Below are 14,715 nucleotides of genomic sequence, written 5' to 3'. Positions count from 1 at the left end.
TTGTCCGCGGGCATCAAGAGAGGCGGTGGGCGCAGAGGGCGAGCAGGAGGGTGCCGGTGAGGGCGGGGGCGGCCGGGTCGTAACCGAGGAGGTCGCGGATGCGGTCCAGGCGCTGATAGAGGGACTGGCGGCCGATGTGCAGGGCGGTGGCGCAGCGGGTCGGGCTGCCGCCGTGACGCAGATAGACCTCCAGGGTGCGCGTCAGATTGCTGTGATGCGTTGTGTCCCAGGCGATCAACGGGGCGATCGTGGTGGCGATCAGGCGGCTTCGCTCCGCCGCGGGCAGAGTTTCGACGACGAGCTCGGTGGCCAGTTCGCGGCAGGTGGAGATGGGACTACCCGCCAGCCAGTCACGGCGATGACGGGTCGCCAAGCGCAATGCGGACCGGGCGGCGTCCAACGACCCGGTAAGTGCGGCGGAGGCGAACTCGCAGGGATCACCGACGACCAACGTCACACCCTCGACGGCGTTCGTAGCGAAGGCATTGCGCAGCAATCGAACCGCTTCGCCGACCGGGTCGGCGGTCGCCGGGTCCATGGCGAACACTCCGTAGCTCGTGGCATGCACCTCGGCCACCAGCCCGGGCCTGCCGAGTTCCTTTGCCGCGGAGTCGATCAGGCGCGTCGCGATGCGGGTCTCGGGTGCGTCGGCCGCTACCGGAACGAGTGTGCGCCCTGTCAGCGCGGGCACTCCCGCCGCCGCGGCTCGTACCTTCAGATCAGCTTGACGAATCGTCTTACCGTCCAGCAGATCCGCGAGCAACGTCGCCGCCGCCAGCTGCGGACGCCCGGTCGGGGTGCCCGAATTCGCCAGCGCGAGACCGAGGCTCGGCGCGGATTGGTCGAGCACCGTGGCGAGGGTGGCACTGTCCAGTGCCGAGCCGGGTCCCGCGGTGAGCGTGCCCCAGGTGTTCTCCCTGGCCCGAATGGACGCGGTGGCCGTCGCGGATTCCACTGCCGCCCAAGCCGATCGGTCGTCATCGACGCCGTGCGCGGCGATCAACGCGCCGTTGCCGCTGGTCACAATCAACGCGCAGCCGGTGACCTCGCCGATCCGGCCGAGCAACTGCGCGAGGCCATTGCCTGCCGCCAACTCGCCTACCAGGTCCCGTCCCAGCTCGTTGAGCAGCCGCAACGACCGCACCTCCCGCGACACGATCTCGGTATTCGCGGTGCGACACAGATCGATGAACGGCACCACGGCGCGCAGCGCGATCAACGGCAGGCTGTGCCGCGAGGCCTCCGCCACCATGTCCTGCGGGATGGCATCGAAGGTCCGGCCGAGCTCGACGGCCACCCCGGCCACCCCACGCCCGGCGATCTCACCCAGGTAGTGCCGCCGCGTTCCCGCGTCCACCCCGGCCAGCCCGAGCCCGGTGGTGAGCAGGAGCTCTCCCCCGGACAGCAGCGGGCTGATCTCGTAGATCTCGCTCGAATGCACCCAGCGCACCGTCCGCTCGAGGGCACGGTGACCTGCCAAGACGAGCGGTTCAGCGGCGGCGAACTGGTCATCGAGCAGTTCGCGCACGGTGGGCAACATACGGTCATCCTGTCATCCGTGGCCACGACCTGTGCGGACGATCTGTACGTTGCGGTCGGCGGCCTTCCCTTGGAGGCTGGACCCATGACGCAGGCGACACCGGCACGACAACTGCTCGAGGTGGCATACGACGAAGCGCAGCGCGGGCTCGCCGAGGGCGGCATCCCGATCGGCGCGGCACTGTTCGCGGCCGACGGCACGCTGCTCGGCCGCGGCCACAATCGCCGCGTCCAGACCGGCGATCCCAGCATCCACGCCGAGACCGACGCCTTCCGCGCCGCGGGCCGCCGCCGCGACTACGGTTCGACCATCATGGTGACCACCCTGTCGCCGTGCTGGTATTGCAGCGGACTCGTCCGCCAGTTCGGCATCGGCGCGGTGATCATCGGCGAATCCCAGACCTTCCACGGCGGCCACGACTGGCTGGCCGAGCACGGCGTCGCGGTGACCGTGCTCGAAGACGAGCGGTGCGTCCAGATGATGACCGACTTCATCGTCGACAATCCGGCCCTCTGGCACGAAGACATCGGTGTCGCAACGGAAGTCGAGGCACAGTGAGCCTCGGGCGCACGGCTGCGCGGCACTCCGGTAGAAGTGAGACGACATGAACGCGATCGCATCGATCGACCTGGCCCGATGGCGCGCCGGCGGTCCGGCGGCAGCCGAGATCGAGCACGAGGTGGACGAGGGCCTGCGGCGCGCCGGATTTCTGCTGGTCTACGGCCACGGCGTGCCCGAGGGGCTGGCCGGTGACGTGCGCGCCGCCGCCCGGCGCTTCTTTGCGCTGCCGGCGGCGGTGAGGGAGAAGTACGCCGTCACCGTCGGCGGGCGCGGGTGGATCGGACCGGGCAAGGAGGCCAACGGTTATGCCGAGGGCACCCGGACGCCACCGGATCTGAAGGAGACCTTCGCCGTGGGCGCCGACACACCGACCGGCGATCGGGCCGTCGACGACGTCTGGTTCCTGCCCAATGTGTGGCCTGACGAAGTGCGCGAGCTGCGCGATTTGGTGACCGCGTACACCGCTGCCGTACGCACGCTCTCCGACGAACTGCTCGCCCTGTTCGCGGCGGCACTTCAGCTGCCCGCCAACCCTTTTCAGAACCTGGCCGGCCGTCCGACCTGGACCTGCAACATCAACCACTACCCTCCGTTGACTACGGTCGGCGCACCCGAGCCCGGTCAGTTCCGGATCGGCCCGCACACCGACTTCGGCACCGTCACCGTGCTGGACCGGGAGCCCGGCGCGGGCGGGCTCCAGGTGTACACCGAGGCGGAAGGCTGGGCCGACGCGCCATACGACCCCGCCGCGCTGACGGTGAACATCGGTGACCTGCTTGCCTATTGGAGCGGTCAGCGCTGGCCGTCCGGACGGCACCGCGTGCTGCCGCCACAAGCCACAGCACCAGAGGAAGACCTGGTGTCCCTGATCTACTTCTACGAACTCGACCACGACGCCGTCGTCACCCCGCTGACGCCACCGATCGGACGGGTCGGCAACCTGCCACCCGTCGTCTCGGCGGAGTTCCTGCGCGTCCGCCTCGACGCCATCACCATCGGATGAGCTGAGTCCCGGTCAGAAGGCGGGATAGTCCTGGATCCACTTGAACTCGGTGCTGCGCAACGGGAATGAGTCGAGATCGACCTGCTCGAGCGACAACGTCACCGTGTGGCCGTCGAGCTGACCATCGAGTCGCAGCCGGTCCGGCGTCTCCTGGGTGAAAGTGAAGGAGGCGATCTGGGTCGGCGTGGCCTCCGCCATCACCCCCGGATTCGCACCGGGCGAGGCCGAGAGGGTGAGGGTGTGCGCTTCGGTGTCTACCGTGCCGACAACGGGGACCAAGCTGTCGTCCATCTTCTGGTACGCCATTCCGGTGACGTCGACAACCAGCCGCCGCCAACGGTTCTGGTCCGTTGTCAGCGGCGGGACGACTTGCCCGTCCCTGCTGAATTCCGACACCGTCCAGATCCCGTACAGCTCAGGTTTCGGCGTACCGCCGCCCCCTTCGTTCCAGAACCGCAGGCCCTCCTGGATACCGCCGGCCAATACCCACAGGCCGAGTACCGCCTGCAGACCGACCGCGAACCACCGGACGCGTCGCGAGCGGAACGGCTCCGGTTGCCGAGCCGGCTCCGACCATCGCTGCAGCACAAGGACATTCGCCAATCGACGCGCCTGTGGCGCCAGCAACACCAGCGAGATCAGCAAGAGGTGACCCGACAGGATCTTCACCGGCACATCGAAGCTCATGTTCAGGATGAACACCTGAAGCATGCTCACCAGGCTCACCAGCGCGCCCAACGTCGCGGTTCTCGGCACGAAGAGCAGAAGTCCGCCGAGCACCTCCGCCGCGCCGAGCAGAATCTCGTACGGCTGAGAACTGCCGACCTGGAACCAGAGCACCGCCATCGGCGTGAAATCGCCGTACCGGGAAATCAGCGCCGTCAGTGGCGGCTCCGCCATCTGGGTCGGAATCACCTTCGCCATCCCGTACCAGAGCATCTGCCCGCCGAGGCACAACCGCATGGCGAGCAGGAACCAGGCGTTGAGCCGGTGGTAGTTCGGCCGGCGTCGGTCCAGCACGCTCCACACCACGGCGGCGCCGAGGGCGACGACCAGGACGCAGAACACGAAGACCCAGATGATGGCCTGGTCGCCGCTGCCCGAATCCAGGTGCAGCTCGACGTCGGCACCGAAGACGTGGCGGCCGACCCACTCCCAGATCGGACTCAACGGATAGAGAAATCCGAGGATCGCCAGCTCGGGCAGCTTGTCTTTGAGCACCCCGGTGTACACCCAGAGGAATTGCGGAAACATCAGGCAGAACAGGCCGAAATAGGCGAAGCAGAAGCGGAATGCGAAGCGGGTCAAGGGATTCCATCTCGAATCTTGCGCCCGCGCTTCCGCCGCTTCCTTCGTATCCGCGTCATCTGTCGGCTCCGCACTGACAGCACTCACAACGAACCCCTCACTCCGAACACTCTGCGTGAGCGAACGGTATCGAGGCGCGCAGGGTGCGAGCATCCAGGAAATCCCTGGTCTTCCCCTCGGTAACGAGTCGTACGTGCCAGCCACACCGCGCCGGTCGGGCCGGCCCGACCACCGGCCGATCGTCGCATGTCAAGGCCCGGTTCCAGCCAGTGAGCGGGTTCGGTGGCCTCGCTCGTTTTCACCGCGCGGGCCGACTGGAACGCGTTACTGTCGCGTATCGCGGCGGACCGCCGCCGAGGTGGGCTGTGCCGCGGCACGCCCGCGCGTCATGGCGTCAGGAGGACAACGATGGCCGAAGATCCGGATCCCGCCGAGCGGCAGCAGCTGACCGTGAGCGAGCGCGATCTCGACGTGCTCGCCGAGGACCTGGCGCGCTGGCTGGATTCGAAGGTCTCCGCCGATCACCCGCCGAAGGTGGCCAATCTGTCGCGGCCGCAGTCGGGCGGAATGTCCAGCACCACCATTCTTTTCGACGCGGAGTGGAGCGTGGACGGACGGCACGAGCGCGGGTCGTTCGTCGCCAGGATGGCGCCGGAGAGCGGGTCGTTCCCGGTGTTCGAGACCTACGATCTGGCCACCCAGTACCAGGTGATGGCCGGAGTCGCCGAAAACACCGACGTGCCGGTGCCTGCTTTGTGCTGGCTGGAGGAAGACGAGACACCGCTCGGCACACCGTTTTTCGTGATGAAGCGGGTGGACGGGCGAGTGCCGACCGACAACCCGCCGTACGTGTTCGTCGGCTGGCTCTTCGACGCGACCCCTGAGGAGCGTGCGCAGCTCACTGCGAACACCGTCGCGGTGATCGCCAAGGTGCACGCCATCGCGGACCCGGCCCAGCGATTCCCGGCCCTGCGCGGAGCCGGTCAGTCGCTACGCAGGCATGTCGAGGCCCAGAAAGCTTGGTACCGCTGGGCTTTGGCCGACGACGGCTTCGAGATTCCGCTGCTCGAACGAGCCTTCGCGTGGCTCGACGAGCACTGGCCCGCCGACCCGGGACCCGACGTCCTCAGCTGGGGTGATGCCCGGCCCGGCAACGTCATCTACCGGGGCTTCGAGCCCGCGGCGGTATTGGACTGGGAGATGGCCGCATTGGGTCCCCGCGAACTCGACGTCGCCTGGGTGATCTTCATCCACCGGTTCTTCCAGGACATCGCGACCCGATTCGATCAGCCGGGCCTGCCGGACTTCCTGCGCCGCGCCGACGTCGTCGCGAAATATGAAGAGCTTACCGGGCATACGGTGCGCGACCTGGACTGGTACCTCGTCTACGCCGCGCTGCGGCACGGCATCGTAATGGCCAGGGTGAAGCGCAGGATGATCCATTTCGGCGAGGACACCGACACCCCGGATCGCGACGACTACGTGATGCACCGAGCGAGCCTGGAGCGGCTGCTCGACGGAACCTACGAGTGGGATTGAGGGCAGTCATGCCAGTTCCTTTGGACGAGTACCCGATTCATCAGACCGGGCTGTCGCTGGCCCGGGTCGCCAGTAGCGACCGGAACTTCTACGACCGCAGCTATTTCAACGGTCACAACCGCGACGGCGGCACCTTCTTCATCACCGGGTTCGGCGTGTACCCGAACCTCGGGGTGACCGACGCCTACGCCGCCGTCCGGCGCGGCGACATCCAGCGGACCGTCCGCTTCTCCGACGCGCTCGGTGACCGCAGCCTGGAGCAGCGGGTCGGCGGCTATCGCATCGAGGTGCTCGAGCCGCTCAAACGGATCCGGGTGGTCTGCGAGCACGACGACCTGTCCTTCGACCTCACCTGGGAGGGCGCTTTCCCGACCCTGCAGGAGCAGCCGCACCTGATCCTCTCGGGTAATCGGCCGATCATCGACGCGACCCGGTTCGCCCAGCTGGGCTCGTGGGCGGGGACGCTGCACGTCGACGGGGACGACATCACCGTCGACCCCGCGGTGTGGACCGGCACCAGGGATCGGTCCTGGGGCATCCGGCCGGTCGGCGAGAGCGAGCCTGCGGGCCGGGCGGCCGCCGAGCCGTCCGGCGGTTTCTGGTGGATGTATGTGCCGCTGCGGTTCGACGATTTCGCGGTCGTCATCATCGTGCAGGAGGAACCCGACGGCAAGCGCACCTTGAACGACGCCGTGCGGATCTGGCCGGACGGGCGCACCGAGCAGCTCGGCTGGCCGCGCATCTCGATCGATTACCGTTCCGGCACAAGGCTTCCCGTCGGTGCCCGGCTCGAGATGACCACGCCGGACGGCAAGCCGTTGGAGATCGAGGTGACCACTGGCACACATGTGCCGCTGCACGTGGGTTGCGGCTACGGCGGCGATCCCGACTGGCAGCACGGGCAGTGGAAGGGCCGGGACTGGTCGCTGGCCAGCCGGTACGACCTCACCGATCCGGCCATCGTCGCCCGCGCACCGTACGGCGTGATCGACCATGTGGCCCATGCCCGCTGCGGCGACGCCGAGGGGTGGGGCTTGTTCGAACACGCCACCTTCGGCCGCCACGATCCCAGCGGTTTCGCCGACTGGGGTGCGGTGGCGCCGTAGGTCAGAACGCGGGTCGTGCCAGGTCGGGGCGCTTGAGGTAGTCGGTCAATCCGATCACATTGCCCCACGGATCGGCCACCTCCACACTCCAGCCGGTCGCGACTTCGAAGGGCGCGGTGAGCATGTCGACACCGCGTCCTTCGAGTTCCGCCGCGGCGGCCCGCGCATCCGGCACCTCGAGCCAGATGCGGATGGCCGGCGGCGACCCCTGCCCCGCAGCGGGATCCACCATCGCCATGATCCCCGGCGTCTCCGCCGCGACCCCGAACAACGCGATCCCCCGCTCCGGCACCGTGAACCGCACCGAAAGCCCGAGCCCGTTCGCGTAGAACTCCAGCGCCGCAGCCAGATTCCCCACCGGAACCAGCACATTGTCGATCCCTCGGATATCCACCCCGCCATGAAACCACGCGGGAGACCCAAGGTCATCTGGTTCGATCACCCAGTTGCGCGGCGGACAATCAGTCCGAGGCGCGTTGCGCCGCAGCGATAGTCACCCCAGCGACAATGCGTTTGGTGATCACCAGCGTGCCGTGCCCAGCCGCGAGAATGGCGGCCGCCTCGGCGACACTGCCCGTACCGACGGCAGTCGCAATGCGTGCGTCCGGGTTCGGCACAGGAACGTCAGCCAGTTCGGCGGCAGAGTACCCCTGGACCGACACCCCGAGCTCGGCAGCCGCGTCGCGCAGACCTGGTTCGCCCATCCGTCGATCAATGGTCGCCAAACAGCTGATCGGGTTGTCGCCCAACACCTCCCGCACGGCAGCAACGATCGAGTCGGCGTGCGTACCGGACCGCAGACCGAGCCCAACGGCGAGCTCAGCCACGCGCCACCTGCCTCATGGCGGACGATCGAGCAGAGCCGGGTCTGCCGGACACAGCGCGATTCAGTCCAGCGAGCACAGCACAGTCGCGATTCACGCCGCTGCCGCCGTATTGCAGCGCACGTCTCCGCTCAGCGGTCCGCACGAGCACCTGCGTACTCAACCGATGCGGCGACGAAACTACTTGTAGCTCTGGGGTTTCCGGCTGGATGTGTGTGCAGGTAGGAGGCGTGGACCTGTTGAACGAGCGCGCCTTCCTTGACGCGCGCGCCGTCGTTGCCGTGCCAGCCCCAGGCCGGGGTGTCCGAGCCTGCCGCGATCAGGCGGGTGCGGTGGAATTCGTGGCCGCGGACGCGTTCCCCGGCTCGCCACAGCGGCGAATCCACCAGCGCGACCGCGTCGCGGTAGCCGAGGGTCAGGCGCGGGCCGAACTCGGCGTCGGCGTCGATGACACCGGCCATCGGGTGTCCGTCGAGGGAGCGGGTCAGGTAGAGCAAGCCCGCGCATTCCGCGTGTACGGGCATGCCGCGCCGGGCCTGCGCCGCCACTGCGGTCAGCAGTGCGGTGTTGGCTGCCAGCGCTGCCGCGTGCTCCTCCGGGAAGCCGCCGGGCAACACCAAACCAGCTGTGCCGATTGGTAATTCGTCGCGCAGCGGGTCGAACACCACTACCCGCGCTCCGGCGGCCAGCAGCAGCTCGCGATGTTCGGCATAACCGAAGGTGAAGGCAGGTCCGCCTGCCATGGCGATCAATGGACCGGAGCCCACTGCGGCGACTGCTCCATCGTGCTCCGGCCTGCCTGATCCGAGTGATACGCCGGACCCCACCGCGGCGACAGCTCCATCGTGCTCCGGCCGGTTTGAACCGGGTGACACGCCGGAGACCACTTCAGCTAAAGCTTCCACCGGATCCCAGGTCGGACGAGCCGCGGTCGAACGGGCCATCGCGGCAACGGCGTGCAAATCCACATGTGCCGCAACCAAATCCGTCATCGCCGATACCGCTGCGGTGGCGGCCGCACCATGCTCCACGGCTGGGATCAGGCCGAGATGCCGCGACGGCACCTCTAATTCGGTCATCCGCGGGAGCGAGCCGAGCACCGGCAGCCCGACCCGATCACAGGCCGCACGCAGCACCTGATCGTGCCGTTCACTGCCAACCCGGTTGAGAATCACCCCACCGAGCCGAATACTGCTGTCGAAAGTCGCAAAGCCGTGCAGCAATGCGGCCAGACTCTGGCTGTGCCCCCTGGCATCCACCACCAGCACCACGGGCGCGCCGAGCAACCCGGCGACCTGCGCGGTGGATCCTTCGGCGACCGGCCCGGCATCGTTCGCATCGATGCGGCCATCGAACAGCCCCATCACGCCCTCGACCACCGCGAGATCACATTCCCGCGAGCCGTGTTGATACAGCGGCACAACACGTTCCGCGCCGACGAGCACCGGATCCAGATTGCGTCCCGGCCGCCCCGCCGCCAGCCCGTGGTACCCGGGATCGATGTAGTCCGGCCCCACCTTGAAGGGTGCGACCCGATGACCGACCCGCCGCAGCGCACCGATCAACCCCGTTGCCACCGTGGTCTTCCCACTCCCCGACGCGGGCGCGGCGATCACCACCGCGGGCACACCCCCGCTCATCGACACCACCGCCGCACGACCGCGCGAGCCGACGGAACGCAGCAGCCGCACCACCTCTCGGGATCCGCACCCACTCCGGGGGCCCGGAGAGAGTGCAAGTCCCGAGAGTCAGTGCGGGAGCTCACCATTCGATGCCGCGCTGGCCTTTACGGCCCGCGTCCATGGGGTGCTTGAGCTTGGTCATCTCCGTGACGAGATCGGCGGCGTCGATGAGCGCCTGGGGCGCGTCGCGACCGGTGATCACCACATGCTGATTGCCGGGACGGCTACTGAGGGTGTCGACGACCTCATCGATGTCGATCCAACCCCATTTGAGCGGGTAAGTGAATTCGTCGAGAACGTAGAAGCGGTGCTGTTCGGCCTTCAGGCGGCGGGCGATCTCCTGCCAACCCGCGAGCGCGGCGGCGGCGTGGTCCTCGTCGCTGCCCTGCTTGCGGGTCCAGGACCACCCTTCACCCATCTTGTGCCACTCGACCGCGCCACCGGCACCGGTCTCCTCGTGCAACGTGCCGAGAGTGCGAAAAGCGGCCTCCTCCCCCACCTTCCACTTGGCGCTCTTCACGAACTGGAACACCGCGACGTCGAAACCCTGGTTCCAGGCCCGCAACGCCATCCCGAACGCGGCCGTCGACTTTCCCTTGCCCGGCCCCGTATGCACCGCGAGCACCGGCTGATTCCGCCGCTGCCGTGTGGTGAGCCCGTCGTCGGGCACGGTCTGCGGAACACCCTTGGGCATGCACTCTCCTTGCTAGTTCGATCCCCTGCGGCTCAAGCGGCGCGGGCACCCGGGCGTCCGGACCCCGCACGCACCACGTCGGCGACCGAATCCCCGGTCAGCTCAGCCAGTCTCAGATATCCGCCTCGCAGTTCCCGAGCCAGCTCGGCGGCCAGGCCGAGCCGAATCATGCCGCGCTCGCAGTCGACCACGATCGAGGTGACCGCGTCGTTCGCCAACAGCGCGGCGGCGGCGCGGGCGCGCGGCACCGGATCGACGCCGCCGGTGGCGCGACCGTCGGTGAGCAACACCAGCATCGGGCGCCGGCGCGGGTCGCGGACGCGTTCCCGCTGCACGATCTCGCGCGCCTTCAGCAGCCCCGCGGCGAGCGGAGTCTTACCGCCGGTGCGCATGCCGGACAGGCGGCGCACCGCGATATCCACCGAAGACGTCGGCGGCAGTACGAGTTCGGCGTCCTGCCCACGCACGGTGATCACGGCGACCTTGTCGCGGCGCTGGTAGGCGTCACGCAGCAGTGCGACGACCGCACCGGTGACGGCGGAGAGCCGATCCCTGGCCGCCATCGAGCCGGACGCGTCGACCACGAACACGACCAGATTGCCTTCGCGCCCTTCGCGATACGCGCCACGCAGATCCTCGGCGACCAGCTTCAGCGGTCCGTCGCCGCGGCCACGGGACCGCTGATGCGGCGCGGCGGCGAAGATGGTGCCGAGCAGATGCAGGCCGGTGCCGGTGTCGGTGCTGGGCCGCACGACGCGACCATGGCGGGACTCGGCCCTGGAACGGCGGCCGGGAGCACCTTCGCCGATGCCGGGCACCTCCCAGCGCGGCGGTGTCGCGGCGGCGGAAACCGGTGCGCCACTGCGGCCTTCACGGGCACTCGGCCGCTGCCCACCACCGGGACCGTCGGGATCGTGGTCGGGACCGTCACCGCGCGGGTTCGGTTCGTCCGTCCGCGACTGAGGATCGCCAGGGGTCGGCTCGTCGTCTGTCCGCGACTGGGGATCGTCGCCGCGCTGATTCTGCTCGTCGTCCGCTCGGTCGTTCGCTGCCGACTGGTTCGAGGTCGAATCGCCTGAGTCCTCCGGCTGCGCTTGGTTCGACGGGTCTGCATCGTCCTCGGGTACCTGACTCTGATCGAATTCCGCTGCGTCCCCGTCGGACTGAGCCGAGCGATCCACCTCCGCAGCGGCATCCCGCATCGCGTCGTCGAGCTGATCCTCGCTGATACCGGGCTCGTCGAACGGATCGCGCCGACGCCGGTGCGGCAGGGCGAGTTCCGCCGCGATCCGCACATCATCCTCGGTGACCGCATCCGCACCACGCCACGCCGCGTGCGCCGTCGCGGTCCGCGCGACCACCAGGTCCGCCCGCATGCCGTCGACGTCGAATGCGGCGCACAGCGCGGCGATTCGACGCAGCTCGCCATCGTCGAGCCGCACCTGCGCGACCCGGTCCCGCGCGCCGAGGATGCGCTCGGCCACCGCCCGGTCGGCGGCGGCGTAGCTCTCGGCGAACCCGGCCGGATCGGCCTCGTAGTCCAGTCGCCGCCGCACCACCGCCATCCGCACGTCCACGTTCCGCGAGGCCGCCACATCGACGGTGAGCCCGAACCGGTCGAGCAGCTGCGGGCGCAGCTCGCCCTCTTCCGGATTCATGGTGCCGACGAGCACGAACCGCGCCGGGTGCGAATGCGAGACACCGTCGCGTTCGATGTGCACCCGGCCCATCGCCGCGGCGTCGAGCAGGACGTCGACCAGATGATCGTGCAGCAGGTTGACCTCGTCGACGTAGAGCACGCCGTGATGCGCGGCGGCCAGCAGTCCGGGCCGGAACGCCTGCTCCCCGTCGCGCAGCACCCGCTCCAGATCCAGCGAGCCGACCACCCGGTCCTCGGTGGCGCCGACGGGCAGCTCCACGAGCCGCGCGGGCCGCGCACCGGTCTCATCCACCACCGGCGGCAGCAGCTGCGCCAGCGCGCGCACCACGGTCGATTTCGCGGTGCCCTTCTCGCCGCGCACCAGCACGCCGCCGATGCCGGGGTGCACCGCACACAGGATCAGCGCCAGTTGCAGCCGTTCCTGACCGACCACGGCGGAGAACGGAAAACCCGCCTCACCGTCGGCGGCCGGACGCGTCCGCGATCCGGTCAACGAGTGAGGGGACACAGTTTCGGCATGGGACAAGGACACGCCCCAACTCTATGCGCGCGACACGCACCCGCCGACGCGGGCCTAGGCAGACAAGACCGCCCTCGTCGCGGTGGGGCGACGAGGGCGGATGCCGGCCAGCGGGACGGTCACCCCTTGCGCATCGGAATGTGCAGAACCCCGTCCTCGTCGAATTCTTCGCCGTCGGGCTTGAACCCGTGCTTGGCGTACATGTCGACGAGATAGGTCTGCGCGTTCAACCGCACGGTCGCCTCGCCGACCTCGGCGAGCGCGGCCTGCAGCAGGCGCGTGGTGTAGCCGTGGCCGCGGGCCGGGACGACGGTGCACAGGCGCCCGATGCGGAAGGACTTCACACCGTCGTGGTGCTCCTCGAGCAGGCGCAGGGTAGCGATCACCTCGCCCTCGTCATCGAGCCAGAAGTGCCGGGTCTCCGGCAGCAGGTCCAGCCCGTCCAACTCGGGGTACGCGCACTTCTGCTCGACGACAAAGACTTCGACGCGAAGTTTCAACAGCTGATAGAGGGTGGCGGTGTCGAGATCCAACGCCCATGACCGTTTGAGAACAACCGTTGACATCATCGCCTGTTGCTATCACACCTAGCGGCTCGCCGCGACCCCCGCATGCCTTGGCGTGTTATCTGTGCCACCCGTCAGGTTCAGCGTCTTGGACGTCCAGTCCCATACTTCGTGCAACAACGCCCGATCTTCGGACAGCTTGACGCCCAGTGAGGGAATCATCTCCTTGAGCTTCGGCGTCCACTGCGCGTACTCGGTGGGGAAGCAGCGCTGCATGACGTCGAGCATCGCGGTGACACCCGTCGACGCGCCCGGGGAGGCGCCGAGCAGGCCGGCGATGGTGCCGTCGGCCGCGGCGACCACGGCGGTGCCGAACTCGAGCACGCCCCCCGCGCCCTTGCGCCGGATCACCTGCACGCGCTGGCCGGCGGTGATCAGCTCCCAGTCCCGGCCGTCGGCGCGCGGGATGAACTCCGAAAGCGTGTCGACCTTGCCCGCCTGGGACTTGAGCAGCTCACTGACCAGGTACTTGGTCAGGCCGAGTTCGGTGACGCCGACGCCGAGCAGCGAGAACAGGTTGTTCGGCTTCACCGACTTGAACAGGTCGGTCAGCTTGCCGTCCTTGAGGAACTTCGGCGTCCAGCCCGCGTAGGGGCCGAACAGCAGGCCCGGCGTGCCCTTGATGACGCGAGTGTCCAAGTGCGGCACCGACATCGGCGGCGCGCCGACGGCGGCCTTGCCGTACACCTTGGCCTCGTGCTGCTGGATGAGCTCCGGGTTGGTGCAGCGGAAGAACTGCCCGCTCACCGGGAAGCCACCGAAGCCGTCGATCTCCTTGATGCCGGACTTCTGCAGCAGCGGCAGCGCGCCGCCGCCCGCGCCGACGAAGACGAATTTGCTGATGAGCGTGCGCGTTTCGCGGGTGCGCAGGTTGCGCACCTTGACCAGCCAGGACCCGTCGGACTGCTTGGACAGGTCGCGCACCTCGTGGCCGAAGGCCAGGTCGGCACCGCTGGCGCCGAGGTAGGCGAGCAGTTCCTGGGTGAGCGCGCCGAAGTCGATATCGGTGCCGCCGTCGGTCCAGTTCAGCGCGACCGGGTCGGAGAAGTCGCGGCCGCGCGCCATCAGCGGCAGCCTGCGCGCGAATTCGTCCGGGCTGTCGATGTACTCCATCCCCTCGAACAACGGATGCCGCGACAGCGCCTCGTAGCGCTTGCGCAGGTAGTCGACGTTGTCCGCGCCGTGCACGAAGCTCACGTGCGGGATCGGGTTGATGAACCGGGACGGGTCACCCAGGATGTTGTTCTCTACGGCGTAGGACCAGAACTGGCGCGACACCTGGAACCGCTCGTTGATGTCGATGGCCTTGGTGATGTCCACCGAGCCGTCGGCGTTCTGCGGGCTGTAGTTCAGTTCGCACAGGGCCGAGTGGCCGGTGCCCGCGTTGTTCCACGGGTCGCTGCTCTCCGCCGCCGCGGCGTCGAGCCGCTCGAACAGGGAGATCGACCAGTCGGGCTGCAGTTGGCGCAGCAGCGCGCCGAGGGTGGCACTCATGATGCCGGCGCCGATGAGTACAACATCGGTCTTTTCAGTCATGGCAGCGTTCGACACGGCTAGATCGACTTCCTTGTCCTTCTCGCGGGCCCACCGGGCGGGTGGACCTGCCTGGGCACGGTGCTTGCGTTTCTTGCCTCTGGTCCGTGAACCGTGGCGGGAGCTAGGTTACCCGCCGTTCACCTAGCTTCAATTGTGCACCTCACCACGTCGATCCC

13 protein-coding genes are annotated in these 14,715 nt (G+C 68.4%); 4 read left to right on the top strand and 9 right to left on the bottom strand.

Annotated elements, in window-relative coordinates:
* Positions 1-13: 13 nt before the first annotated feature.
* A complete protein-coding gene (locus tag IBX18_RS18355; protein ID WP_194834805.1) occupies positions 14-1,540 on the bottom strand; it encodes a PucR family transcriptional regulator in 1,527 nt (508 codons plus the stop codon).
* 84 nt (positions 1,541-1,624) lie between these two features.
* Here IBX18_RS18355 and IBX18_RS18350 point away from each other — a divergent pair, with 84 nt between their 5' ends.
* Entirely contained in the window at positions 1,625-2,098 is a 474-nt protein-coding gene (locus IBX18_RS18350; RefSeq protein ID WP_194834804.1) for a nucleoside deaminase, read from the top strand.
* 46 nt (positions 2,099-2,144) lie between these two features.
* A complete protein-coding gene (locus tag IBX18_RS18345; protein ID WP_194834803.1) occupies positions 2,145-3,104 on the top strand; it encodes an isopenicillin N synthase family oxygenase in 960 nt (319 codons plus the stop codon).
* Between the two features lie 12 nt (positions 3,105-3,116).
* Here the strand turns inward: IBX18_RS18345 and IBX18_RS18340 are convergent, their stop codons facing one another.
* The gene (locus tag IBX18_RS18340) at positions 3,117-4,412 is read right to left on the bottom strand and encodes a DoxX family protein (RefSeq protein ID WP_194834802.1); all 1,296 of its coding nucleotides are present in this window, start codon (positions 4,410-4,412) and stop codon (positions 3,117-3,119) included.
* 408 nt (positions 4,413-4,820) lie between these two features.
* On the opposite strand from IBX18_RS18340, the gene IBX18_RS18335 reads away from it, so the two are divergent.
* Both IBX18_RS18335 and IBX18_RS18330 read left to right on the top strand, forming a co-directional pair.
* Entirely contained in the window at positions 4,821-5,951 is a 1,131-nt protein-coding gene (locus tag IBX18_RS18335; protein ID WP_194834801.1) for a phosphotransferase family protein, read from the top strand.
* 8 nt (positions 5,952-5,959) lie between these two features.
* Entirely contained in the window at positions 5,960-7,057 is a 1,098-nt protein-coding gene (locus IBX18_RS18330) for a hypothetical protein (RefSeq protein ID WP_194834800.1), read from the top strand.
* A gap of 1 nt (position 7,058) precedes the next feature.
* Here the strand turns inward: IBX18_RS18330 and IBX18_RS18325 are convergent, their stop codons facing one another.
* The 7 genes from IBX18_RS18325 to mqo all read right to left on the bottom strand — a co-directional run bounded on the left by IBX18_RS18325 (position 7,059) and on the right by mqo (position 14,554).
* Positions 7,059-7,451 (bottom strand): VOC family protein, encoded by a 393-nt coding sequence (locus IBX18_RS18325; RefSeq protein WP_194834799.1) that lies wholly within the window; start codon positions 7,449-7,451, stop codon positions 7,059-7,061.
* A gap of 67 nt (positions 7,452-7,518) precedes the next feature.
* Entirely contained in the window at positions 7,519-7,884 is a 366-nt protein-coding gene (locus IBX18_RS18320) for a cobalamin biosynthesis protein (RefSeq protein WP_194834798.1), read from the bottom strand.
* A 128-nt stretch (positions 7,885-8,012) separates the two neighbouring features.
* Complete coding sequence (locus IBX18_RS18315; RefSeq protein ID WP_194834797.1) at positions 8,013-9,521, bottom strand: cobyrinate a,c-diamide synthase; 1,509 nt, start codon at positions 9,519-9,521, stop codon at positions 8,013-8,015.
* A gap of 121 nt (positions 9,522-9,642) precedes the next feature.
* Positions 9,643-10,257, bottom strand: a complete 615-nt coding sequence (cobO, locus tag IBX18_RS18310; RefSeq protein ID WP_194834796.1) for a cob(I)yrinic acid a,c-diamide adenosyltransferase — start codon at positions 10,255-10,257, stop codon at positions 9,643-9,645.
* A gap of 32 nt (positions 10,258-10,289) precedes the next feature.
* Positions 10,290-12,410: a magnesium chelatase subunit D family protein gene (locus IBX18_RS18305; RefSeq protein ID WP_228541280.1), complete on the bottom strand. Its 2,121-nt coding sequence runs from the start codon at positions 12,408-12,410 to the stop codon at positions 10,290-10,292.
* A gap of 146 nt (positions 12,411-12,556) precedes the next feature.
* Positions 12,557-13,006, bottom strand: a complete 450-nt coding sequence (locus tag IBX18_RS18300) for a GNAT family N-acetyltransferase (protein ID WP_135232365.1) — start codon at positions 13,004-13,006, stop codon at positions 12,557-12,559.
* 18 nt (positions 13,007-13,024) lie between these two features.
* Entirely contained in the window at positions 13,025-14,554 is a 1,530-nt protein-coding gene (gene mqo, locus IBX18_RS18295) for a malate dehydrogenase (quinone) (protein WP_194834794.1), read from the bottom strand.
* Positions 14,555-14,715 lie beyond the last annotated feature (161 nt).

Source organism: Nocardia sp. XZ_19_369, assembly GCF_015355715.1.
Classification (GTDB): Bacteria; Actinomycetota; Actinomycetes; order Mycobacteriales; family Mycobacteriaceae; genus Nocardia.
This window is presented reverse-complemented; position numbering and strand designations above follow the sequence as displayed.

Bases quoted from the DNA above. Each gene is read 5' to 3' on its own strand.
- IBX18_RS18300 (WP_135232365.1), bottom strand. From the start codon at position 13,006: ATGATGTCAACGGTTGTTCTCAAACGGTCATGGGCGTTGGATCTCGAC.
- IBX18_RS18315 (WP_194834797.1), bottom strand. From the start codon at position 9,521: ATGAGCGGGGGTGTGCCCGCGGTGGTGATCGCCGCGCCCGCGTCGGGG.
- IBX18_RS18350 (WP_194834804.1), top strand. From the start codon at position 1,625: ATGACGCAGGCGACACCGGCACGACAACTGCTCGAGGTGGCATACGAC.
- IBX18_RS18330 (WP_194834800.1), top strand. From the start codon at position 5,960: ATGCCAGTTCCTTTGGACGAGTACCCGATTCATCAGACCGGGCTGTCG.
- IBX18_RS18355 (WP_194834805.1), bottom strand. From the start codon at position 1,540: ATGTTGCCCACCGTGCGCGAACTGCTCGATGACCAGTTCGCCGCCGCT.
- IBX18_RS18345 (WP_194834803.1), top strand. From the start codon at position 2,145: ATGAACGCGATCGCATCGATCGACCTGGCCCGATGGCGCGCCGGCGGT.
- IBX18_RS18335 (WP_194834801.1), top strand. From the start codon at position 4,821: ATGGCCGAAGATCCGGATCCCGCCGAGCGGCAGCAGCTGACCGTGAGC.
- cobO (WP_194834796.1), bottom strand. From the start codon at position 10,257: ATGCCCAAGGGTGTTCCGCAGACCGTGCCCGACGACGGGCTCACCACA.